At 48.7% G+C, this 22553-nt stretch carries 21 protein-coding genes; 12 read left to right on the top strand and 9 right to left on the bottom strand.

Annotation, left to right across the window (positions count from 1 at the left end):
• The first annotated feature begins 84 nt into the window (after positions 1–84).
• Positions 85–654 (top strand): LON peptidase substrate-binding domain-containing protein, encoded by a 570-nt coding sequence (locus L6J37_RS03950; protein WP_192015062.1) that lies wholly within the window; start codon positions 85–87, stop codon positions 652–654.
• A gap of 9 nt (positions 655–663) precedes the next feature.
• On the opposite strand, the gene L6J37_RS03955 is transcribed toward L6J37_RS03950, so the two are convergent.
• Positions 664–1029 carry a thiol-disulfide oxidoreductase DCC family protein gene (locus tag L6J37_RS03955; RefSeq protein ID WP_237794194.1) on the bottom strand — a complete coding sequence of 122 codons (366 nt, stop codon included), beginning with the start codon at positions 1027–1029 and terminating at the stop codon, positions 664–666.
• A 119-nt stretch (positions 1030–1148) separates the two neighbouring features.
• Entirely contained in the window at positions 1149–2366 is a 1218-nt protein-coding gene (gene mlc / locus L6J37_RS03960) for a sugar metabolism global transcriptional regulator Mlc (protein ID WP_237794195.1), read from the bottom strand.
• A gap of 282 nt (positions 2367–2648) precedes the next feature.
• On the opposite strand from mlc, the gene queE reads away from it, so the two are divergent.
• From queE to L6J37_RS03995, 8 genes are all read left to right on the top strand, one after another.
• The gene (gene queE, locus L6J37_RS03965) at positions 2649–3317 is read left to right on the top strand and encodes a 7-carboxy-7-deazaguanine synthase QueE (protein ID WP_218383922.1); all 669 of its coding nucleotides are present in this window, start codon (positions 2649–2651) and stop codon (positions 3315–3317) included.
• 206 nt (positions 3318–3523) lie between these two features.
• Complete coding sequence (locus tag L6J37_RS03970; RefSeq protein WP_237794196.1) at positions 3524–6385, top strand: hypothetical protein; 2862 nt, start codon at positions 3524–3526, stop codon at positions 6383–6385.
• Between the two features lie 207 nt (positions 6386–6592).
• Positions 6593–7993, top strand: a complete 1401-nt coding sequence (asnS, locus tag L6J37_RS03975; RefSeq protein WP_192014975.1) for an asparagine--tRNA ligase — start codon at positions 6593–6595, stop codon at positions 7991–7993.
• A 436-nt stretch (positions 7994–8429) separates the two neighbouring features.
• Entirely contained in the window at positions 8430–9974 is a 1545-nt protein-coding gene (locus tag L6J37_RS03980) for a methyl-accepting chemotaxis protein (protein ID WP_237794197.1), read from the top strand.
• Between the two features lie 166 nt (positions 9975–10140).
• Positions 10141–10494, top strand: a complete 354-nt coding sequence (locus L6J37_RS21400) for an AraC family ligand binding domain-containing protein (protein WP_330872746.1) — start codon at positions 10141–10143, stop codon at positions 10492–10494.
• Between the two features lie 10 nt (positions 10495–10504).
• Positions 10505–10969, top strand: a complete 465-nt coding sequence (locus L6J37_RS21405) for an AraC family transcriptional regulator (RefSeq protein ID WP_330872745.1) — start codon at positions 10505–10507, stop codon at positions 10967–10969.
• A 22-nt stretch (positions 10970–10991) separates the two neighbouring features.
• On the top strand, positions 10992–11603 hold the full coding sequence (locus L6J37_RS03990) for a LysE family translocator (protein WP_237794198.1): 612 nt from the start codon (positions 10992–10994) through the stop codon (positions 11601–11603).
• A gap of 35 nt (positions 11604–11638) precedes the next feature.
• Positions 11639–11926 carry a DUF2000 family protein gene (locus tag L6J37_RS03995; protein ID WP_237794199.1) on the top strand — a complete coding sequence of 96 codons (288 nt, stop codon included), beginning with the start codon at positions 11639–11641 and terminating at the stop codon, positions 11924–11926.
• Positions 11927–11999: 73 nt separating this feature from the next.
• On the opposite strand, the gene L6J37_RS04000 is transcribed toward L6J37_RS03995, so the two are convergent.
• Positions 12000–12452, bottom strand: coding sequence for a hypothetical protein (locus L6J37_RS04000; RefSeq protein ID WP_237794200.1), 453 nt, complete (start codon positions 12450–12452; stop codon positions 12000–12002).
• Between the two features lie 592 nt (positions 12453–13044).
• On the opposite strand from L6J37_RS04000, the gene L6J37_RS04005 reads away from it, so the two are divergent.
• From L6J37_RS04005 to L6J37_RS04015, 3 genes are all read left to right on the top strand, one after another.
• Positions 13045–13203 carry a hypothetical protein gene (locus tag L6J37_RS04005; protein ID WP_237794202.1) on the top strand — a complete coding sequence of 53 codons (159 nt, stop codon included), beginning with the start codon at positions 13045–13047 and terminating at the stop codon, positions 13201–13203.
• Positions 13204–13255: 52 nt separating this feature from the next.
• Positions 13256–13534 (top strand): hypothetical protein, encoded by a 279-nt coding sequence (locus L6J37_RS04010; RefSeq protein WP_237794203.1) that lies wholly within the window; start codon positions 13256–13258, stop codon positions 13532–13534.
• Positions 13535–13850: 316 nt separating this feature from the next.
• Complete coding sequence (locus L6J37_RS04015; RefSeq protein ID WP_237794204.1) at positions 13851–16133, top strand: YgiQ family radical SAM protein; 2283 nt, start codon at positions 13851–13853, stop codon at positions 16131–16133.
• Between the two features lie 92 nt (positions 16134–16225).
• Here L6J37_RS04015 and L6J37_RS04020 read toward each other — a convergent pair whose 3' ends face one another.
• From L6J37_RS04020 to L6J37_RS04045, 6 genes are all read right to left on the bottom strand, one after another.
• Positions 16226–17659, bottom strand: coding sequence for an aspartate kinase (locus tag L6J37_RS04020; RefSeq protein WP_237794205.1), 1434 nt, complete (start codon positions 17657–17659; stop codon positions 16226–16228).
• Between the two features lie 137 nt (positions 17660–17796).
• Positions 17797–18192, bottom strand: a complete 396-nt coding sequence (locus L6J37_RS04025) for an ectoine synthase (RefSeq protein WP_027252509.1) — start codon at positions 18190–18192, stop codon at positions 17797–17799.
• A gap of 11 nt (positions 18193–18203) precedes the next feature.
• Positions 18204–19469: a diaminobutyrate--2-oxoglutarate transaminase gene (ectB, locus tag L6J37_RS04030; protein WP_218383931.1), complete on the bottom strand. Its 1266-nt coding sequence runs from the start codon at positions 19467–19469 to the stop codon at positions 18204–18206.
• A gap of 23 nt (positions 19470–19492) precedes the next feature.
• Positions 19493–20029, bottom strand: coding sequence for a diaminobutyrate acetyltransferase (gene ectA / locus L6J37_RS04035; protein ID WP_192014967.1), 537 nt, complete (start codon positions 20027–20029; stop codon positions 19493–19495).
• Positions 20030–20372: 343 nt separating this feature from the next.
• The gene (locus L6J37_RS04040) at positions 20373–20528 is read right to left on the bottom strand and encodes a hypothetical protein (protein WP_237794206.1); all 156 of its coding nucleotides are present in this window, start codon (positions 20526–20528) and stop codon (positions 20373–20375) included.
• Positions 20529–20631: 103 nt separating this feature from the next.
• A complete protein-coding gene (locus tag L6J37_RS04045; protein ID WP_237794207.1) occupies positions 20632–22446 on the bottom strand; it encodes a diguanylate cyclase in 1815 nt (604 codons plus the stop codon).
• Positions 22447–22553 lie beyond the last annotated feature (107 nt).

Below are 22553 nucleotides of genomic sequence, written 5' to 3' on the forward strand. Positions count from 1 at the left end.
TATGTAAGAGTCATTGTAAGGCCGTCATATACACCGCACCATTTAGCGGCCTTTTACAAACATGCTGTCAGAAGGCCAAGTATGATGCAGTTACCCCTTTTCCCGCTCAGACTCTATGTGTTGCCGGGAGGCGTTAGTAAACTGAGAATTTTTGAGCCCCGCTATACCCGCTTAGTGACATTGGCGATGTCATCAGGCGATGGTTTTGGCTTGTGCATGAAAGATGGTGATTCTCTGTGTCATTTCGGCACCCGGGTCGAAATCACAGATTTTGAACAATTACCTGACGGATTACTGGGCATCACTATACGGGGTATAGAAAAATTCGTTATCAACAATCACTGGCAGGAAAAAGACGGCCTGAGATTTGGCGAGGTCAGTGCGATAAAAAACTGGACACCCAGTTCCACCCGCTTCATCGACAAACCCATTGCCAATAGCCTGGAAGCCTTGTTTGATGAATATCCCGATTACGCCGCGAATTACCCGGATCCCGACTTTACTGACATGGCCTGGGTCTGCCAGCGATGGCTTGAAATCTTGCCATTAGAAACTAATCAAAAACAATGGTTTATGAGCCGAAACGACCATCGTGCAGCGCTGTCTTTCCTGCACAATGTGATAGATGAAGAGCTCAGGCACGACGATATATAGCGCCGCCGTTTAACCTCGCCCCTCGCGGGCTAACCGCTGATCAACCATACGGCGATAAACGGCAGATAACACCTGCCGGATGCCGGAAAGCCCCATCAGCCAGGCCACAGGCCGCATCCACCAGATTTGTTTAAGCAGCAGTATATAGGCATCCATTTCCTTGTGAACCGCCCCGTTGTTGTCCTGAACGTGCAGCTCTCTCAGCGCTTCGTCGGGCACAATGCCCATCGCGGCCAACTCTTCATCTTTACCGGTAATGTCGTACCATTCCACCAGATGCGGATGCTGACCCAGCCAGGATTCATACCATTTCCGGTCGCGGACACAGGTCGGGCAGGCTCCGTCATAAAACACAGTGATTTTGCTTGTTTTCATGAAGGTTCTCCTGATTGCCGGACGCTTACTTTAAGTCTGGCTGATAACGGGTAATAGGCATAAAAAACGCAGCGAACGGGTAGTTTGCTGCGTTTTACCAAAGTTGCATCTGAAAGCGGCTAGCCTTCTTCAGTCAGCTTCACCAGCAGATGGCCATCATACATGGCCTGCTTCACCAGCGCGGCGGCAGGCATGGTCGCCTGGGTATAAAAACTGGTTTCTTCAATACGCAGATCCTGATTGTACACAGGCAAAGACTGGCTCTTTACACACTCAATAATGGCGGGATACAACACCGATTTGGCCTGATTGAATTCGCCGCCGATCAGCACCTTCTCAGGGTTGAACAGATTAACCATAATGGCAATGGCCCGGCCTAAGTGGAAGCCCAGCTCAGTGATCACCTGATATGCCAGCGGATCGCCCTGCACGGCAGCCTCGCAAATGGTTTCGATAGTCAGTTCTTTGCCGTACAATGATGACCCTTCCCCCAAGGCCAGGCGGGATTTCACCTGCTGCCTGACGGCCTGTAAACTGGCTACCGTTTCCAGGCATCCTTTATTGCCGCAATAACAGGGAAGACCATCAGGTTGGATCTGAATATGGCCCAGCTCGCCGATGTTGCCAATCCGGCCCTGTAACACTTTGTTATCCAGAATGATGCCTGCACCCACCCCATGATGAATGGAGATCAGAATAGAATTCGCCACATCTTTGGCATTGCCGAACAATTGCTCGGCCAACGCCCAGGAACGGGTATCGTTGCCGATAAAAACCGGCAGGCCCGTTGCTTCATGAATTGCCGGCCCTAAAGGTAAATCTTTCACTTCATAGTGTGGCATTTGCAGCACCATGCCTTTATCGGAATTCACCAAGCCCGGTAAGGAAACGGCAATGGCGGTAATGCGATCCAGCTGCTTGGCGTGGCGGGCAAAAAAGCTTTCAATTTCACCGAGCAGCTTTTGCAACACATCATTTTGCGCCAGTTCTTCGATATCCTGACGCTCCTCGAACAGTATGTCGCCACCCTGCTCATGCAAGGCAATGGTCAGGTAACCCCGGCCAAGACGAATACCTAAAAATTGCCAGCCATCATTATCGGGTACTAAGCCAATGGCCGGACGGCCGCGATTGCCTGATTCCTGAATTTCAGCTTCTTTGATCAGATGCCCGTCAAACAGCTCACGGGTGATTTTGGTAATACTGGCTGGCGCTAACTGGCTCTTTTTCGACAGCTCGATACGGGAAATAGGCCCATACTGATCGATAAGTTTGTAGACGCTTCCGGCATTGTTTCTTTTGATATGATCGATATGACCGGGTTGAGCGACATACATGCTCTGGATCCTCAAAGGTTAACGAATACGCAAGAAATTGAATTTTTTTACTTTGCGAAGTAATTGTGAAGCCCCTTGTGCCAAGGACGTGAACCCAGTCACGACCAGCCTGTCCCTTTTGGTCTTCGCATTACCGGGCCGGACAAACAAGCAGCATGATTGAAAGATATGTGGCTCTAGAGACAATGACGCAGGGTTCTGACATAATACGCGCCCTTTGAGGTTCAGGGTACCAAAACACCCTTTTTCACGTTAACTTGATTGATTGTTTTGAGGTCAGCCGTGTACAAAATCAATGAAATCTTTGAAACCATCCAGGGTGAAGGTGTTTTCACAGGCGTGCCGGCTATTTTTGTCCGTCTGCAAGTCTGCCCTGTCGGCTGTGCCTGGTGCGACACAAAACAAACCTGGAGTGCCGAGCCTCAGGACGAAGTTAACGTCAGCGCTATGCTTACCAAGCAGGGCGACTCGCCAAGCTGGACGTCTCTGGATGCCGGCGGCATTGTCAACCTACTGATTGAGCAGGGATACACAGCTCGTCATGTCGTAATTACCGGTGGCGAACCTTGTCTGTATGACTTACGCCCGCTGACTGAACAGCTGGAAGCCAACGGCTTTGGCTGCCAGATTGAAACCAGTGGCACTTACGAGGTGCTGGCCACAGACAAGACCTGGGTGACTGTCTCGCCGAAAATTAACATGAAAGGCAAGCTGCCGGTTCTGCCCGGCGCACTGTCACGCGCTAATGAAATCAAGCACCCTGTCGGGACGCAAAAGGATATCGACCAGTTAGATGCGCTGTTAGCCGGCGTGCCGCTGCAGGACAAGGTTACCATCGCCCTGCAGCCTATCAGCCAGAAAACCAGAGCTACCGAACTTTGCATTCAAACCTGTATTGCCCGGAACTGGCGTCTGTCTATCCAGACACATAAATACCTGTCGATTGCCTGATTAAGCTGACACCTCAGCCCCACCTGTTTTCGGTCGTCTCAATTCTTAGATGCTGTCTCAACAGATGAGACGACCCATAGGGTTTTACATTCCCCTGCCCACCGTTTACCTATACTCAGCCCAAACACCGAAACCAATCCAGCCGCCTATGATCGGCCATGAGATTGGTATAACACGTGCTGCATTGAGTATTCAGGGGAAATGTTATGCGCACCTATCTGAGACTTGGTCTGAGCCTGTTTCTGGCTGGACTGCTTTCTGCGTGCGGTGGCGGCGGAGATGATGCAGGCATTCAACCTGCTGAGCTGCCACCCGTCAAAACCAAATTTACCGTCACTGTCGACTTGCCTGCCGGGTTGATGACAGCACAGCAAAGACTGAGCTGGAGTCCTGTCAGCCAGGCTTATGCGGCCACACCGGATCTGTATCAGGACAACTTTGCTGTACTGTTTATCAATCAGCAGGGCAAAGTGATGGGTCAGGGTGACATCACCAGTTTTGCGATGACAGACGGTAACTACAGTATTGAAGCTCAGGTGCCACTGCTGCTGCATGGCGTGCTGGTGCTGGATCTCAATGGCGTGCCGCAATTTGCCATCGGCGACGACTTACCGACCAATCTCTTCATGACACCGTTAACGGACACCGAGATCGCCCTGTCCCTGAAAACCACACTCGCCTACCGTGCGTTGATAAAACGCGTCGCCACAGACGGCCATTGGGGCATATTTGGTGAAACTGTCAGTGACCCCAGTAATATCGATGTCCGGGATGCCGGCGATTTCGTTAATGAGCTGGCTGATGAACTGAGTGTCACCCTGATCCCCAAACTGGGGCTCAATGGCGTCAGCCTGAGCAATCTGATGTCGCTCAGCATAGTCAACGACATCCTTGAAGGCATCATGACCCGCAAATACACTGAGCTGACGGCACAAAAAGACGAGATAGCCACCATCTTCAACTCGGGTTTCTGGCGACTGGCCAGCCACAGCTCAAACACCGGCAGCACGCTAGAAGCCGATATGATGGACTACAGCAGCCCGGATACCGCTGACAATGAAACCCGTCAGATCGACTGGCGCTGGACCAAAAATGGCGACAGTGATATCACATTGACGGAAGATTTCACCTACCTCAGCGAACAAGGGTTGGTTCAGTTCGACAGCAAAGAAGACGCGATTAAAGGCCAGATCCTGACCTCCAGCGGATGGAAGGATCTGTACGAGTATTTCAAGGTGCTGATTTCGTCCAGCAGCACCGCCAGCATGACAGATGCCGGACTCGAAGAAGCCGATGGCCGCAACATCACCATGCGGGTCAACAGCTATTCACTGGCGGGCCTGAAAATGCATGATTTTCTCACCACCAAAGAAAACCACTTCATGACCCGCTACGTACCTGCCAACACCACCTTTGGCGAGGCTGCCAAAGGCTACTATTTCACCTGGAATCCGGTGGCTACCCGTATGCTGCTGTGTAACACACAGGTCGGTGGCGACGAGTGTACTGTGGCGCCCAGAGACAACCCGACCGTCCCCTACACAGCCCTTGAGGATATGGTATCGGTAGAACGCGCTGGCAGTATTGAGCAGGTCAACGGTTACCATCTGACCGATAACGTCGTGGTGGAGTTGGTACTTAACGGCACGCATCAGGCCAACTACTGGGTCAATGTCGGCGGTGATGACTGGATTGTAGTTGAAACCGGTATCTGGGGTGCGGTGTCGACCCTGGGCAAAGAGATGTTCCAGTTCGCCGTACCTGATGTTGTCAAACAACTTGCCAACCATTACCCCTTTGATACGCCCTACTTATTTCTGGTCGTCGAACAAGGGGCGGTCCATCAGGGCGAGGCCATTCTGAAAGACACCGACTACCACTTTGCCGGCTTTAATAACGCCGCCAAAGACGAGATCTATGCGGTGACTTCCCGTGACAATCTGCCTGCTTTTGGCGACTGCAGCTTTGGCAATACCTCCCCTGCCACTGAAGATCAGTTCCTCAATTCTGTGACAGAATGTGGCGGCGATGAGCGTTTCGTCACAGACAGTGTCAACAGCCTGGTTGATCAGCATCTGGTACAAATCTCCACTGACCCGAGCTCGCTGGGCGAGCTGGAAACCCTGATCCTGAAAAGCGACAACACCTGGGAGTATTACCTCAACACCGTTTTGCAACCGGGCAGCAGCAATCGCAGCTGGCTGTTGAATGACAAGGGTTTCCTGCGCCTGACTGAAAACAGCAATGATACCTTCAGCGATTACCAGTTATGGGCGCTCACCCACAAGAAATACCAGGATCGTCCGATTCTGGCCGTCAAATATTACAGTCAGAGTGACTTAGGCGGGGCCAATAACAGCGTCATTGATAACCTGATGACCAAGCAATATACCCCCGACACTCTGGTTGCCTGCACCGCCAACGATTCTGGCTGGAACAGTGGCAGCCAGATGCCTGCAACAGCAAAAACCAAGGCTGCCTTCACCAGCCAGGCAGCCAGCTGTACCGTCAGCTGGGAAGGGAGAACCCCCCGCTTCACCCAGAACATGCTGGCAGGTAAAGCCCTGACGTTCAGCGATACCTCCCGTCATTTGGTATTAAATGCGCAGGCAGACAGCCAGAGCGGCTTTAATACCGGTCGCTACAAAGACAGCGACGGCTGTGGCTTTGACATCCCGATCCGCTGGAAACTCGAAGCGGATGGCACTCTGTATTACGAAAATGCCATGTCTCAGGCGCAGATTGATGAAACCTTCAGCAATGGCGCGAAAAAATTCCCGACCGGCAACTTCAAAGAGTGGATAAAAGTCTCAGATACCGATGGTCTGGCATTCACGGTCAAAGGCTTCAATCATTTCACCCGCTGGCAGAGTGCGACACCGGCTCTGGGTGCAGACGACGGCGAGATGTGGAGCGATCTGGTTGCGCTGATCCCGGCAGCGAATGTGCCGGCCTTTACGGTGCAGACCCCCACAGAAGCCCCGCTTCCTGACAGCCCGTACCCCGGCACCATATTAAGGGACGGACAAACATGCGACTTAACACCGCCGGCGACACCCGCGCCTTAGGTTAAAAATCACTCTGGCGGTCTTAAACCGGCCGCCAGAGTTGCCTCAGCGATTATTTAATCAACACAAAACACGACACAATGTGATTATTTCCCATCAGGTAACGCATCAAGGCTTGATGCTTGTGTCAAGACAGGTAATATTGCTGTTTTGGACAGTAAATTAAGCACAGCACTCAGTCGTGCCTAAACGGAGAATAATGACATCATGACTTACGCGCCTGTTTCAGACGTACTGAGCGGTAAGATTGCGGTAGACAGTGAAATCACTGTACGCGGTTGGATCCGTTCACGTCGGGATTCCAAAGCCGGAATCTCTTTCCTTGCCATCTATGACGGCTCTTGTTTCGACCCGATTCAGGCCGTGGTCCCGAATGCACTGAATAATTACCAGGAAGAAGTCCTGAAGCTGACAACTGGCTGTTCGGTGGAAGTAACGGGTAAAGTGGTTGAATCTCCGGCTCAGGGTCAGGACTTCGAACTGGCAGCGACTGACGTCAAAGTGGTTGGCTGGGTTGATGACCCTGACACCTACCCAATGGCGAAAACACGCCACTCGATTGAGTACCTGCGTGAAGTGGCCCACCTGCGTCCGCGTACCAATGTGATTGGCGCGGTTGCCCGTGTGCGTAACTGTCTGTCTCAGGCCATTCACCGCTTCTATCACGAGCAGGGTTACTTCTGGGTCTCTGCACCGCTGATCACTGCCGCTGACGCAGAAGGTGCCGGTGAGATGTTCCGCGTGTCTACGCTGGATCTGGAAAACTTGCCACGTACCGAACAAGGCAATGTCGATTTCAACGAAGATTTCTTCGGCAAAGAGACTTTCCTGACGGTTTCCGGCCAGCTGAACGCTGAAGCCTACGCCTGTGCTCTGAGCAAAGTGTACACTTTCGGCCCGACTTTCCGTGCTGAAAACTCCAACACCAGCCGTCACCTGGCTGAGTTCTGGATGGTTGAACCAGAAGTGGCATTCGCGGATCTGAACGATGTCGCTAAACTGGCAGAAGACATGCTGAAGTATGTGTTCAAAGCCGTGCTGGCTGAGCGCCGCGATGATCTGGAATTCTTCGCACAGCGCATCAACAAAGAAGCAATCACCCGTCTGGAGAAATTTGTAGATTCTGATTTCGCTCAGGTTGACTACACAGATGCCATTGAGATCCTGAGAGCGTCCGGCCGTCAGTTCGAGTTCGACGTTGAGTGGGGTATCGACCTGTCTTCTGAGCACGAGCGTTATCTGGCGGAAGAGCACTTTAACGCGCCTGTTATCGTGAAGAACTACCCGAAAGACATCAAAGCCTTCTACATGCGTATGAACGATGATGGCAAAACAGTAGCAGCCATGGATGTTCTGGCACCTGGCATTGGTGAAATCATCGGTGGTGCACAGCGTGAAGAGCGCCTGGACATTCTCGATCAGCGCATGCGTGCAATGAACATCGATCCGGAAGATATGAACTGGTACCGCGATCTGCGCCGTTACGGCACTGTACCACATGCCGGTTTCGGCCTGGGCTTTGAGCGTCTGGTTTCTTACGTAACCGGTGTGGCTAACGTTCGTGACGTAATTCCATTCCCACGTACACCGCGTTCCGCGAACTTCTAATCAGTCATTTATTCGGCTGATATCAAACCCTGCCAGCTTTCGCTCGCAGGGTTTTTTCTTGCCTGATCGACCACATCTTCGCCACTTAAGACAATATTCAGACAAATACAGGCTGTTATCGCGTGATGGCAGACTATCCATTAAATGTTCACCCAGAATTGACGCACTCTTTATATGGAATTATGTCACCCAATCCATCTGACTTATAAAGCGTAAAATATACGCTGTGGGCATAAATAATAATCGCTGATTTCAGCTTTGCTTACTTTTTCTGCCACTAAATTTGCATTCTTTGAGGAATTTCAAATCCCCGGTATTTGCCTTGTGCGGTTAAATACCCCTCATCTAGAGTTGAGTCAGACGTGTCACATAATTAAAAGAACTGCTAACAGTTCAACAATGCTGCCATCTATTGCGTTACGAAGAGGGACAACTCATGCGTAAAAATCGCCAGGTTAATGACCGGGAAGTGGTGCTTGATCCTAATGCTCAATTAGTGACAACAACAGATCTGCAAGGTGTCATTACCTATGCCAATGACGAATTTGTAGAAGTCAGTGGCTACAGTTTTGACGAGCTCGTCGGGCAACACCACAATATTATTCGCCATCCGGACATGCCCAGGGCGGCCTTTGGTGACCTGTGGAGCCACCTGAAAGCAGAGAAACCCTGGCGGGGCATTGTTAAAAACCGCTGCAAAGACGGCAGTCATTACTGGGTGGATGCTTACGTCACCCCGCTATACCAAAACAATCGGGTTTCTGGCTATCAGTCCGTACGCCGCAAGCCTACTCAGGACATGGTCAACACAGCTACGAATGTCTATCAGCAACTGAACAATGACAAAAATCCTTATGGATTCCGTCTGTCCAGCTGGGCCAAGCTGGGGTTGTCTGCCCTGCTCACCGTGCTGTGCGTGGCATTTACGCACTTTTATATCCCTCAGTTCGAATTCCTATCCGCTGCTGTTCCATTGATCTTCATTGCGATCCTTTGTCGGGGTGAACTATTTGCTGTACCCCGTTTTTTTCAGCAGTTGTCGAATAACTATGATGCCCTCACCCGGATTGTCTACAGCGGTGATGACACGACATCCATTGCCGATTTCCATCTGAAATTAAACGATGCCCGGCTGAAAACCGTGCTGGGCCGGGTGGATGATGCGGCGCTGACCATTCGCGAAGTCACAGATGAGCTCACCAGTGTCACTCTATCCACCCGAGACTCGATCTCCAATCAGGACAAAGATACCCAGCATATCGCCACATCCATTACCCAAATGTCGGCTGTTGCCACAGAAATTGCGCAGAATACTCAGCTGACGACAGACAAAGTGCTCACCGCGCAGCAAAAATGCGCCAACACCACCAAAGTGTTGCAACTCACGCAGAACAATATCAATGATTTGGCCAAAGACACCGAAAATGCGGCGCAAACGGCCCAGTCACTGGTGAAGGTGTCGGAACAGATTGAAACCATGATGATGGAAATTCAGGGCATTGCAGAGCAAACCAACCTGCTGGCACTGAACGCTGCTATCGAAGCGGCACGGGCTGGCGAACAAGGGCGGGGGTTTGCGGTCGTGGCAGACGAAGTGCGCGCTTTGTCTCAGCGTACCCACGGCGCGACAGAAAATATTCAAACCAGCATTGTCAACATCAACGCTACCCTGAACCAGTGGCAGGCAACCTCTTCCGAGAGTATTGAGAAAACTCAGCAATGTGTCGCCCATACCAATGATACGGCAGCCAGTATTCTGGAAGTGGTGTCCATGGTGGATGAAATTGCTGATATTTCAACGCAAATTGCCGCAGCGGCGGAGGAACAAGGCACTGTGGCCCAGGAGATCAGTAACAACGTCCATCAGATTTCCACCTCTTCGTCTGAAAACCTTGTGATGATGTCGCGCATGGAACAGGCCGCAAACCAAATGCGCGAGAAAGTGACGTTTCTGGAAGGCTTGAGTAAATCCTTCGGTTAACCCTTTCCCCTGAAAAAGCAGTGCTATACCCGACCACTGCCGTAACCCCCCAAGGCCGCGATGCGGCCTTTTTTCATGGATTTCTGTTGATATGAGCAATATTGTCCAAGCAATTAGTACACGTTTTGTTTAACCTGCCTTTATGCCATGATTCAGGAGGACAGGAATGAAGCCGGACAATAGCTTTCAATTTATCACCAGCCCTCATCTGGCTGGCGTTACCCTGCTTCATGCCACAATGAGTGACTTTTCCTATGACAAACACGCTCACGAAGAATATGCCATTGGTGTGACCCTCAAAGGACGGCAGGATTTCTTTTGCCAACGGGCTTTTCATCGCAGTCCGCCTGGCGGGGTGCTGATATTTAACCCGGAAGATGTCCATGACGGCTGTTCCGGCGATACTCAGGAGCTTGAGTACCGGATGTTAATACATACATCCAGAGGTATTTATTCCCCAGTTCAGAGCCTTAGGTGTACGTCAGGGGCAACTTCCCAGAATCAGCGGTACCTTACTTGACGATATGATTTTGCGTCAGCAGACGCTGAAGCTCTCTGCGCTGATGGAAAATCCGGCCACCACAAACATAGAACTGGAATCGGGACTGTTTCAGCTTTCACATTCGCTGGTACGCCGAGGCGGACAGCTGAATGAACAGCCACCCACGAATCGTATCGACACACTGTTACTGCGGGCGAAAGAGTATATACATGCGCATCTGAACCAGAACATTTCCATCGATGATATTGCCAGCGCGGCCACTATGTCGAAGTACCATTTTATACGGCTGTTTCGCTCCCAGTTTGGGATTACACCCCATCAATACGTAATTAATTGCCGGATTAACAATGCACGAAAAGCACTGGAGACGGGCGAGTCCGTGATTGATGTCGCAACAGATTGCGGATTTTCTGATATCAGCCATTTAAACCGCCGATTCAAACGCAGTTACGGCATGACACCCAAACAATATCAATTACAAATAACACGCTAACAACTTTCAACTGGATAAAAATATGCTTGAGATCTGGCTATATGCATTTTCAATAATGTATTCACCTGGTCCTGTAAATCTGCTCAGCTTTAATACAGGACTGAATAATAAAACAAATAAGAATACAGGTTTTTTCATGGGCGTGAGTTTCGCCATGTTAATTCTTTTCCTTTCGTTGAGCTTTCTCAGTCACTCGGCTGTGCATGAAACCATCATTCCATATATCAGTATTCTGGGCTGTACTTATATGCTTTTTCTCTCCTGGAAGTTGTTCACATCAGGACGAGAACCGGATAATACATCCGTTGCCTTGTCTGATCTGACATTCCGGGATGGGCTGATGCTTCAGTTACTGAACCCGAAAGGTTTTATTGCCTGTCTGCCCATTGTGACCATTCAGTTTCCGGCACTGAATATCGTCGGATTACAAGCGTTGATTTTGTCCATCGCATTATCTGTGTTCGCTTTCGGGGCGCCCTTAAGTTATTCACTCACCGGCAGGCTAATAGGTCAACGAGTGAACAGATCTGTGTTTTTCAAAAAGTTCCAACTCTTCATGGCACTCTTATTAGCTTATGTAGCGATGAAAATTGCCTACACTCATATTTACATTGATTTATTCAAACACCTTTAAATTCATTCACCCTTTAAATGCGAGCTGAAAAATTAATGAAATTCGATACTAAACTAGCCATTGTTGTTGCCGAAGACTTAGCCATCTGGCAAAAATTAAATGTCGTTTCTTATATGTCTTCAGGCATTGTCGCTCAGCACCCTGATATAATTGGTGCAAGCTATGAGGATGCAAATGGCGAAATCTATCTCCCCATTTGCATCCAACCCACCATTATTTTATCTGCGTCAAGAGCCAAGTTTTCAACTTTTATCAGCAGAACAAAAACGCATTGTATTCACCCAGCCATTTATATCGAAGACATATTCAGCACAGAGCTATGAACACTCTCCCCAAGAATAGTTACTTTGTTAACTTAGATGTCTCATTTAGTTTCTCGGAAATTTCGTCAGATACTTATATTAAAAACAACTCGACAAGCTCACCTGATTTTATTTTAATATCATCATCTAAAGCGAATTGATACAAGAACTCTCCATTAACTAAGTACACTCTAACATTTTTAATCTTATAAGCATCGCTTACAATATTATAAGCATTTGAAAAGAAAAGCATTATATAAATATCTGTATATTCACTTTTTGAATTTATTATTGGTCTCTCTAAAGACATAATACTGCCTGAAACATGAATTGGATTAATCTTACATTTTACTCCCTTGCTAATGTAACTCATCTTATGACAACACCCAAATTCTATTAGAAATAACTCCTCAAGAAATAATATTTCATTGTTAAAACGCTCACTTACACTCACCTCATTATATTCTATCTTCTTTCTTTTTTTATCCATTTCAGAGTAAATAGATGACTTTCTTAAATTGAAAACATTCCTGAAAAATTTAATCAAACAAAACTCCATCTAATCAACACAAGTTTGAAATAAATTATACATGTTCGTTATGAAAAAATCGAAAACTCTCTATACTCCAGCACTTTTCCAGACTGATTAAACCTGTATTTCTATTATAAAAACAACCATTTATATAGCGTGCCATTATAAACCAAGCCATATACAGTCGTGGAGACTAAAATGGTATCGTCATAAAACCTATTGACATAATCACCTTGATTTACCACTTTAATCCGCTCCAAAAACCCAGGGGAGAGCGTGATTTTGACTAAAAAAACGTTCACGATCTCACCCTAATGACCATAGCGGCCAAAAAATTTTTCTATCGCGGGGGCCGCCCTCGTTTGCAGGGTTATCGCCTTCAGAAGAACCTATGTTGCTGGCGCATCGCGACTATGAAGAAACGATGTATCAAAAGCTGGAGCAGATTAACCGCTTGAGTCAGGGTGTTGAATAGTTCGGTGGCTTTGCCTGTCAGGCGATAAGTATTGGCAGGTCAAAAACATGATTAATGTCACAATCAATCATTATGTGAACTTTTTTCGCAGTTCTATCCTTATTAAGAAATTCTCACATAAGGACTTTGACAATGCCTCCATCAGATAAAAAACATGTCAATTTTTCAGAAGAACATGAACTCAACAATCGTCTACGGCAAAACAACAAAAGGCAAACTGAAGCAAACCGGGAGCAATTAAAAGAAATAGCCAAACAGGCAAAAGAGTCACTTTTGGTAAGAATCGGCTAACCCATGCCGAATTAGATGCTGCCATTAATAAAAATAAGAAGGATTTAGAGTAATGTCTACTACGCCAATTATCTATGAAATCACTCTAGCTTGGAGAGAAGAAGGTCAAATCAAAGAAAGCCCTGATCCAATCAAAATGGACTTTTGCCCAAGAGTTGGTGATGTTATTAATCTTGACGGTTACTACCATGAAGTGGTTTCAGTTGAGTACAAATCCAATCAATCTATCTGGCCTACTGTTTATGTTAATGTGATTGGCGACTCTAAAGCACATGAAACATGGGTTGCAAATAAGCTATCTGAAACGAAACCCAAAAGTTTCTGGATGTAATAACTTTCAATTCTACCCTTTTGGCAATCGGTAAGCATACTCAACCCCACCCGCCAGATTCGCAAATGCCTGGCGGGTGCCATAGGCTTTTTCTGAGAGCCGCCGCAGTAACGTACTCACCCATGAGTTCTTCAGGTCGCAAGGCTGCCCGATGTGAGCCAGTCAACGCCAGCAGTCGAAGCGCTGAAAAAACACCAGACAATCCCCTGATGCTTCCATCAATAGAAATTGATGTATTACTGCGGGAACATGGTAAAATCGTACGTTTTTTATATCTGCCCCAAATGCCCTACATTGAGCGAGCAACAGTAAACGCATGAATTTAAAGAAGATTAACGAATACCCGAAATACTGGGCCGAGTGCTATGGAACAGCGCCGTTTCTGCCGACAACGCGTGAAGAAATGGACGCGTTAGGCTGGGATAGCTGTGACATTATCATTGTGACCGGTGATGCGTATGTCGATCACCCGAGCTTTGGCATGGCGGTGATCGGTCGGGTACTGGAAGCTCAGGGGTTCCGTGTCGGGATTATCGCTCAGCCCGAGTGGAACAATAAAGAGGCCTTCATGGCGCTGGGTCAGCCGAACCTGTACTTTGGTATTACGGCCGGCAACATGGACTCGATGATCAACCGCTATACGGCGGATCGCAAGCTGCGCCATGATGACGCCTATACCCCGGACAATGTTGGCGGCAAGCGTCCTGACCGCGCGGTGCTGGTGTATTCGCAGCGTTGCCGTGAAGCCTATAAAGACACCCCGATTGTGCTGGGTGGCATTGAAGCCAGCCTGCGCCGTCTGGCGCATTATGATTACTGGTCTGATAAAGTGCGCCGTTCCGTGCTGTTTGATGCCAAAGCAGACATTCTGCTGTTCGGTAATGCCGAGCGGGCACTGGTTGAAGTGTCACACCGCATTGCCAGCGGCGAAGACATCAGCACCATGACAGACATCGCCGGTACGGCGGTGATCCTGAAAGAAGCCCCTGCCCATTATAAAATTATCGATTCCACCCGCATCGATAAGCCGGGCAAATCTATGGTGATGCCTAATCCGTACGCCACCGAAGAAGTCTGCGAGACCAATAAATCCAAAGCCGATGCTGAGCCGGTTAAAGCTCAGACGGTGCAGATTCAGCCTTCCCGCCACGACGCTTTTACCAGCGCCGTGCGTTTGCCTTCTTTCGAGAAACTGCGCAACGACCGCATTTTGTACGCCCATGCCAGCCGTGTGATGCACCTGGAAGCGAACCCTTATTCTGCCCGCGCACTGATTCAGCTGCACGGTGACCGTGAATTATGGGTCAATAAGCCGCCTATCCCGCTCACCACTGAAGAAATGGATTTTGTGTTTGGCCTGTCGTACGCACGGGTACCGCACCCTTCCTACGGAAAAGCCAAGATCCCGGCTTATGACATGATCAAGACCAGTGTCAACATCATGCGAGGCTGTTTTGGTGGCTGCTCTTTCTGCTCGATTACCGAGCACGAAGGCCGGATTATTCAAAACCGCTCTCACGAGTCGATTTTGCAGGAACTGGAAGACATCCGCGACAAAGTGCCCGGCTTTACCGGCACCATTTCCGATTTGGGTGGCCCGACGGCGAACATGTACCGTCTGGGTTGTTCCGATCCCCGCGCCGAGAAAAACTGCCGTCGTCCGTCGTGCATTTTCCCGAAAATCTGTGAGAAGCTGGATACTGACCACAAACACACCATAGATCTGTACCGCAAAGCCCGGGAAGTGAAAGGGATCAAGAAAGTGATGATCGCCTCGGGTGTGCGTTACGATCTGGCTATCGAATCACCGGAATACATCAAAGAGCTGGTGACACACCATGTGGGTGGTTATCTGAAAATCGCGCCTGAGCATACTGAAAAAGGCACGCTGGATCTGATGATGAAACCGGGCATGGGCACCTATGACCGCTTCAAGGAGCTGTTTGAAAAATACAGCGCCGAAGCCGGCAAGAAACAATATCTGATCCCGTACTTTATTTCGGCCCATCCGGGTTCAACCGATGACGACATGCTGCATCTGGCATTGTGGCTCAAGAAAAATGATTACCAGTGCGATCAGGTACAGAACTTCTACCCGTCGCCTATGTGTAATGCCACGGCCATGTATCACTCGGAAACGAACCCGCTGAAACGCGTTAAGTACAAACAACGGGAAGATCTGTTTGTAGCCAAAGGCGAGCGTCAGCGTCGTCTGCATAAAGCCTTGCTGCGTTACCATGATCCGGCTAACTGGCCGCTGATCCGTGAAGCATTGATCAGCATGGGTAAAAAACACCTGATCGGCGACCGCGCCGACTGTCTGGTGCCCGCTGAAGGCAGCGACGCAGCCCTGACGCCGGCAACCCGTCGCGGTTCAAGCCGGCACGGTGCCAAGCGTTTCGCCACCAAGCACCCGAATCAGCCGGATATCCGTAAAGACGGAACGACACAACGCAAGGGTCCAGGTAAACCGAAAACCCAGGCTGGCAGCAGTGCTCAGGGTAGCGGCAAACCACAAGGCGCTGGCAAACGTCCGTCATCGCCGGGTAAGCCTCAGACTCGCGGTAAGCCATCAGCCAAACGTGGCGCACGGGCCTGATACTAAACCCAGCCGCTTTAAATAATGATCAAAAAGGCAAGAGCGATGCTCTTGCCTTTTTCATTTCAGGGGGAACTAACAGTGACTGACTGTTAGGCGACGACTTTCTCTGTCGAGACTGCTGCCGGGCCTTCACTCATAAAGCTCTCATGCAGCGCACAAATTGCGCCGTGATAATCACTGTCTTTCACCACAAACTGCACATCAACGTTACGCAGGGAAGCGTGAGCAGCTTTAGGACTGATATCTTTATCCAGCAGGGACAATACACCCTGACTCATGGTTTTATTGGTATCGATAGCCGAACCTATAACCGAAATCAGCGCCACCATTTTTCCGGTGATCTTCGCCTTCGGATAACGCTTCTCTGCTTTGGACAGCACCTTGTTCTGGCTTGATGTACTGCCGTCCAGATAGTAAGTCACAGAGTTGGCGTTCATCTCTTTACTGATCAGCTGAACGTTCTCTTCGCGGATGATTTCCATCAGCTCATAGCTGACGTCTTCCACCTGGCCGACCATAGCCTGATCAAATAAATGCAGCGCAAAGACCTTATCCCGGCCGGCAATAATCTCGGCTTTACCCGTATTAGGCTGGTAATGCTGAGAAATTAAGGTGCCCGGATGTTCTGGTTCAAAGGTATTTTTTACCGCCAGCTCAATACCGGCACGACGAAGTCCTGAAGCGGCGTTAGGGTGAATCGCTTCCATACCCAGGTTAGCCAGCTGGTCAGCAACGTCATAGTTACTTTTTCCAATCGGGCGAACATGCTCAGGACCAACGATACGCGGGTCGGCGCTGCTCAGGTGATACTCTTTATGGATCACTGCGCGGCTGGCCTTGCTCAATACCGCCAGACGACTGAATGTCATCTCACTGTAACCGCGATCATAAGTCTTCATCAAACCTTCATCACAGTAGACATAGCCGGTGACGATTGGCAGTTCTTTGCTCAGATCGATATCTTTGATCGCATCCAGAATCACAGCATCCAGATCGCCCTGGACATTGTTCTCAGCGCCCCAGCCCGACAAATCAACAAAGCGAGAGTTAATACCCAGGTTATTCAGCATCAGCGTGGTATTAAAGGCAGAATGCGCTTCACCAATAGAAGACAGAAACTCGCGGATTTGCGGCAGATAACTGGTCAGAGAAAACTGTCCGTACTGACAGGTTTCCAGAATATTTTCGATACAGGTAATAGCGTTAGCAATACGCTCTTTGACAAAATTATCGGCACGGTTACGACAGAACAGCTCAGGAAACATAGTGTCGTTAATCAGCAGCATACGCTGCTCCAGTGCTTTCAATTTCTCACGCCATACATCATTGCGTTCTGCAATGTAGCGGAAGATACCCGGCTCACCGGTTCGCTTGCATTCCAACAGTGCGTCAGTGATACCGCCATAGGCCGAAACAACAAACATACGTTGATAAGGATTGTCTGGATAGAGCAGGATATTGTCCATTACCGCATCGAACGCAGACATGGAAGTACCGCCAATCTTTTCAACGGTATGAGTCATGGTAACTCCTTTTATTTTCATCAGCTAAGCGAGAGCGCTTAGCCTGATGGTTTTGAAAGGCGGTTTGCACCGCCTTCCGGTAACCCTCAGGTTGATATCGCAAGGAGGGTTAATCACTTGCGTCAATACAGCTGCGATTATTCGGCTGCTGGGTAAACACCGTCTTTGTCGTGGACTTCCATGCCCGTCAGTGGCGGGTTAAACACACAAGCCATCACCATATCGACACCTTTATTGGCACGCAGTTGGTGTTCATCATGCTTGTCCAGCACATACAGGGTGCCAGGCTTGATCTCGTAAGTCTTGCCATCGGCTGTGGTCTGGATTTCCCCTTCACCCGACACGCAATACACAGATTCCAGATGGTTCTTGTAATGAATATGGGTATCGGTATTGGCAAAGATAGTGGTGATGTGGAACGAAAAGCCCATGTTGTCATCACGCAGCAACATGCGGACACTTTCCCAGTTACCGTTTTCAGCCACTACCCGGCGTTCGCTGTTCTGGCACTCTTCAAGGGTGCGTACAATCATTCTTATTCTCCTTAAGACGCTTTCTTCATGCTGGATTTTGCATACTCAGCCACCGCTTTTTCAAAGATGTGCAGGCCTTTTTCCAGTTCCGCTTCACTGATAGTCAGCGGGCAGAAGAACTTCAGCACTTCATCATCCGGACCAGCGGTTTCGATAATCATGCCGTTTGCAAAACACAGCTTACCGATTGCACCCGCAAATTCACCATCGTGACAGGCAATACCCTGCATCAGACCGCGGCCTTTGATTTTTTCAAATACTGCCGGGTACTGCTTGAGTACTTTTTGCAATGTTACGTTCAGCTGGGCAGCGCGTGCATTGATGTGCTGCTCAAACTCGTCGTTGTGCCAGTAGGCTTCAATAGCGACTGCGGCTGTCACGAACGCGTGGTTGTTACCACGGAACGTACCGTTGTGCTCGCCCGGCAACCACTTATCCAGCTCCGGTTTCAACAGTACCACCGCCATTGGCAAACCGTAACCACCGATAGATTTAGACAGGGTCACCATATCCGGTTTGATACCGGACGGCTCAAAGCTGAAGAAAGTACCGGTACGGCCACAACCTGCCTGAATGTCGTCGACAATCAGCAGAATGTCGTGACGTTTACAGATAGCGCTCAGGCGCTGTAACCACTCGTCGGAAGCCACGTTCAGACCACCCTCACCTTGTACGGTTTCGAGGATGACAGCAGCCGGTTTATCCAGGCCGCTGGAGTTATCAGTCAGCATAACTTCAAACAGTGCCAGACCGTCCAGGTCGGCGTAACCTTCATATGGCAGGCGGGTTACACCGCTCAGTGCCATACCCGCACCACCACGGTGATGCTGGTTACCGGTAGCCGCCAGTGCACCGTAAGACACACCGTGGAAGCCGTTCGTGAAGGCAACAATGTTCTGGCGTCCTTTGACTTTACGCGCCAGTTTCAGTGCCGCTTCAACGGCGTTAGTACCGGTTGGACCAGTGAACTGTACTTTGTAGTCCAGACCACGAGGGGTCAGGATGTAATTCTTCAGGTTTTCAAGAAATGTCGCTTTTGCTTCGGAATGCATATCCAAACCGTGCGTCAGGCCATCTTGATCGATGTAATCCATCAGTGCTTTTTTCAGCACCGGGTTATTATGGCCATAGTTCAACGCACCAGCGCCTGCCAGGAAATCCAGGTAACGCTCGCCTTCGCTGGTGTTCAACCAGCAGCCCTTTGCGGATGAGAACACCACCGGGAAGTTTTTGGCGTAACATTGAACATTTGATTCCTGCGCATTAAAGATATTCATGACTTATCCTGTTTTGTCGTGATTTATTGTTTAAGTGGAATGCGATAGAGATATTCCGAGTCGTGTTCACCGTCGAAATGCTTCTCTTCATCGAGGAACAGCGAGACTTCACCTAAGTTACCGTTCGCCTGATCCACCTTCTTAAACAACGCCCAAGAGGCTTTATTGAGGCGGGTGATGGTCGTTTCGATACAGCGAATATCGCTGAGATCATCACGCGCCAGCAGTTGTTGAATCATCTTGAAAGCGAGCCCTTTACCACGCGCCTTCTCGCCGACAGCAACCTGCCATATAAACAGAGTGTTTTCCTTCTCAGGGACTCTGTAAGCCGAGACAAACCCTGCCATCTCACCGTCTGATTCAGCAACAATACATGTGTCTTTGAAGTGAGTGGTCTGCAGGAAATTGCAGTAAGAGGAGTTGGTGTCTAATGGGGGACAAGATTCGATCAGTGAATGCACTCGATTACCATCTGTTCGTTCCGGTTTTCGAAAAACAAACTCTTCCTGAGTCTTAGTCGATGTTTCTGGGTCTATTGCCCATGGTGCCATTGTAATCATTGGTCGCCACATTGTTTAGTGCTCTAATGAATTCAAAAACAATTATAGGGACTCGAATGATAAGATCAACCCCAATATTTATAAAAAATCACTGATTATACCCATAAGATATTGATATATATCCAGTTAATACCAGAAAATGATTACAAAGCCAATAATTACAGAACTAATCATATTGCTGTCATTAAAGCGACATCAAGCCACGATAAGTGAGATCTGCTGACCAGAAATGTTCAATTCAGTGGTGGGAAAAGAAGATAAGGACGTTTCAAGCCGCTGCCGCCAGACTCAGCGACTTGACGTTGAGAAGGAAAAAAATAAAGAATCCGTTAATTACCAGACATTACCTGGCAAGTTCCGTTGCCATAAAAACCGCAATAGCAATGACGGCACAGATCAGCATACCAATATACAGTTTTTTCTGATTTCGCTCGTCCAAAAATCGAGCCATGGCTACCGCCGCTGCAATCAGCAGAATTATCACTACAAGTTTAAGCATGCCTCCCCCTGTTGATGTCTGTTAATCGCCTGATTGTTATATCAAGGATATGTCCGTCTGTGAAATTCACTGCCAACTCTTCAACTTAGCACCAATTACAGAATCAGGCTGTTGCCGCTTCCGTTTCTGTACCGATTGAACACATTTCTGCGCTGAGCACCTGGTTCTTACCCTGCGATTTCGCCTGATACAGCGCCCTGTCTGCAGACGAGATAGTCGATTCCATTCCCTTGTGTAAAGGAGCAACACCAATGCTGACGGTAATGGCGCAAGATGTGTCTTCATCAATATCAATACGGCTGGCCTCTACTTTTGCACGGAAATCATCCAATGTCTTCAGGGCTGTCTCTGTGTCTGGTGCTTCCATTAACACCGCAAACTCTTCCCCACCGTATCGACACAGGACTGCTTGTGCCGGAAAACTGTATTTCATCAGACTCGCTATGTTCAGAATGACTTCGTCGCCAAGCAAATGACCGTAGGTATCATTGACCGACTTAAAGTCGTCTACATCAATCATGGCCAAAAAGTAGCCGGCGGCACTGTCCATCAGTTTCTGATCCATATGCTGACGAAGACTGTTCTTATTTTTCAGCCCCGTCATCTGATCTTCACTGCGAATGTGCTGAGTCAACAGTATCTGATTCAATGCGCTGAGCGTGTAATTGGCAATCATTTTGGCGAAAAATGGGTAAGCCGCACCAGGCTGGCATATATACAGCACACCGATCAGCTGACTTGCCGGGCGCTGGTAATCATTCTGTCTTGCGCTGTTGACTAAAGGCAGCCGTATACAGGGCTCGCTTGGCGCAATAAGGCGGACAATATCATCCTGCTCGGGCTTGCAGAATCGGCCAAGCTGCTGACAGCCAGCAATACGGCAAAGTAAATCTGCCGGCACATTTACCCGTAAGTTGTGATAGGCCTCTTCCAGCACTCCTTCATTGGCATTCATTACGAAAAGATACACCCGGCTACTGCCCATAGTATCGTTTAATAACGCAGACAGTTGCTCGTGCAGTTCATCGAATTCCTGCGCTTCAATTAACTGACCACCCACCTGATGAACGCGAGTATGCAGGTAGCCTGCCAGTAAAATAAAAAATACGACGACCAGAAAAGTGCCGCCCACAGCGCCCACTTTCAAAGCATTGGACGCAATTTCACTGTTGCTGGTGCCGGATAATAACACCCAGTTAAAATTATTGTTGGCATCGTAAACACTGAATTTATATTGATTATCATATTCGTAAGAAGGGATATTACCGTTACCATTGCCAGCCATGATTGTTGTCAGTAATTCGGGGTTTATACTGACAGAGTCTACGCCTAATCGTGCTTTATCGGGGTGAATAACAACTCTTCTCGTCTGCGGCTCAATCGCATAAACATAACCCTTCGTCATCGTTTTCAGATCGGAAAGATCATCGGACATCGCACCGGCATCAAGCTCAATAATGATCCTGACGTTTTTTTTTCCGGGTATCGCCAGTTTTTTCACCAGGGCAACACACCACTTTTTGGTGCTGTTACTGTGATAAAAATCAGACAGAAAAAGATCACCGATTTTCTGGCTTTCAGAATACCAGGGCCGTCGATTTACCCGCACATCAATCCCCGACAAGCGAAATCCGTCTGTCCCGTAATAGTCTGAATCTACCAGTAATCCGACTTCCAGAAATTTATTCTGGTTGTTAACCACATAGTTAGCCGCATCAAGAAATGCCGGGATATTACCTGATCCTTTCAGGATCTCAGATAATAAAAATAACTGATTCGTTGCCGCAATGTAATTCAGGTCTAAATACCCTTTTGCCACGTTCAAATTAGCCCGCGCCTGTGAGTATGCACTTTCCCGAATAGAACGATAATCTGAATAGCCTAAATACACCAGTGCTGACACCAGTAGAACAAGCAATGGAAGAACCATTTTAATCAAATACTTAGGCTTAAAGTTCATCTAAAATATCTATTGAATAAAACATCGGTCAAAATCTGAAAGTTGATGATTATATCTTAATCGCC

Origin of the sequence: Photobacterium sp. WH77 (assembly GCF_022014395.1) — a bacterium.
Taxonomy (GTDB): Bacteria; Pseudomonadota; Gammaproteobacteria; order Enterobacterales; family Vibrionaceae; genus Photobacterium; species Photobacterium arenosum.

Coding starts and splice junctions, on each gene's coding strand:
- L6J37_RS04015 (WP_237794204.1), top strand. CDS start 13,851: ATGAATTTAAAGAAGATTAACGAATACCCGAAATACTGGGCCGAGTGC.
- asnS (WP_192014975.1), top strand. CDS start 6,593: ATGACTTACGCGCCTGTTTCAGACGTACTGAGCGGTAAGATTGCGGTA.
- L6J37_RS21400 (WP_330872746.1), top strand. CDS start 10,141: ATGAAGCCGGACAATAGCTTTCAATTTATCACCAGCCCTCATCTGGCT.
- mlc (WP_237794195.1), bottom strand. CDS start 2,366: ATGTATGTCGCTCAACCCGGTCATATCGATCATATCAAAAGAAACAAT.
- L6J37_RS03970 (WP_237794196.1), top strand. CDS start 3,524: ATGCGCACCTATCTGAGACTTGGTCTGAGCCTGTTTCTGGCTGGACTG.
- L6J37_RS04020 (WP_237794205.1), bottom strand. CDS start 17,659: ATGACTCATACCGTTGAAAAGATTGGCGGTACTTCCATGTCTGCGTTC.
- L6J37_RS03980 (WP_237794197.1), top strand. CDS start 8,430: ATGCGTAAAAATCGCCAGGTTAATGACCGGGAAGTGGTGCTTGATCCT.
- L6J37_RS03955 (WP_237794194.1), bottom strand. CDS start 1,029: ATGAAAACAAGCAAAATCACTGTGTTTTATGACGGAGCCTGCCCGACC.
- L6J37_RS03995 (WP_237794199.1), top strand. CDS start 11,639: ATGAAATTCGATACTAAACTAGCCATTGTTGTTGCCGAAGACTTAGCC.
- L6J37_RS03950 (WP_192015062.1), top strand. CDS start 85: ATGCAGTTACCCCTTTTCCCGCTCAGACTCTATGTGTTGCCGGGAGGC.
- L6J37_RS03990 (WP_237794198.1), top strand. CDS start 10,992: ATGCTTGAGATCTGGCTATATGCATTTTCAATAATGTATTCACCTGGT.
- L6J37_RS04040 (WP_237794206.1), bottom strand. CDS start 20,528: ATGCTTAAACTTGTAGTGATAATTCTGCTGATTGCAGCGGCGGTAGCC.
- L6J37_RS04005 (WP_237794202.1), top strand. CDS start 13,045: ATGCCTCCATCAGATAAAAAACATGTCAATTTTTCAGAAGAACATGAA.
- L6J37_RS04010 (WP_237794203.1), top strand. CDS start 13,256: ATGTCTACTACGCCAATTATCTATGAAATCACTCTAGCTTGGAGAGAA.
- ectB (WP_218383931.1), bottom strand. CDS start 19,469: ATGAATATCTTTAATGCGCAGGAATCAAATGTTCAATGTTACGCCAAA.
- L6J37_RS04025 (WP_027252509.1), bottom strand. CDS start 18,192: ATGATTGTACGCACCCTTGAAGAGTGCCAGAACAGCGAACGCCGGGTA.
- ectA (WP_192014967.1), bottom strand. CDS start 20,029: ATGATTACAATGGCACCATGGGCAATAGACCCAGAAACATCGACTAAG.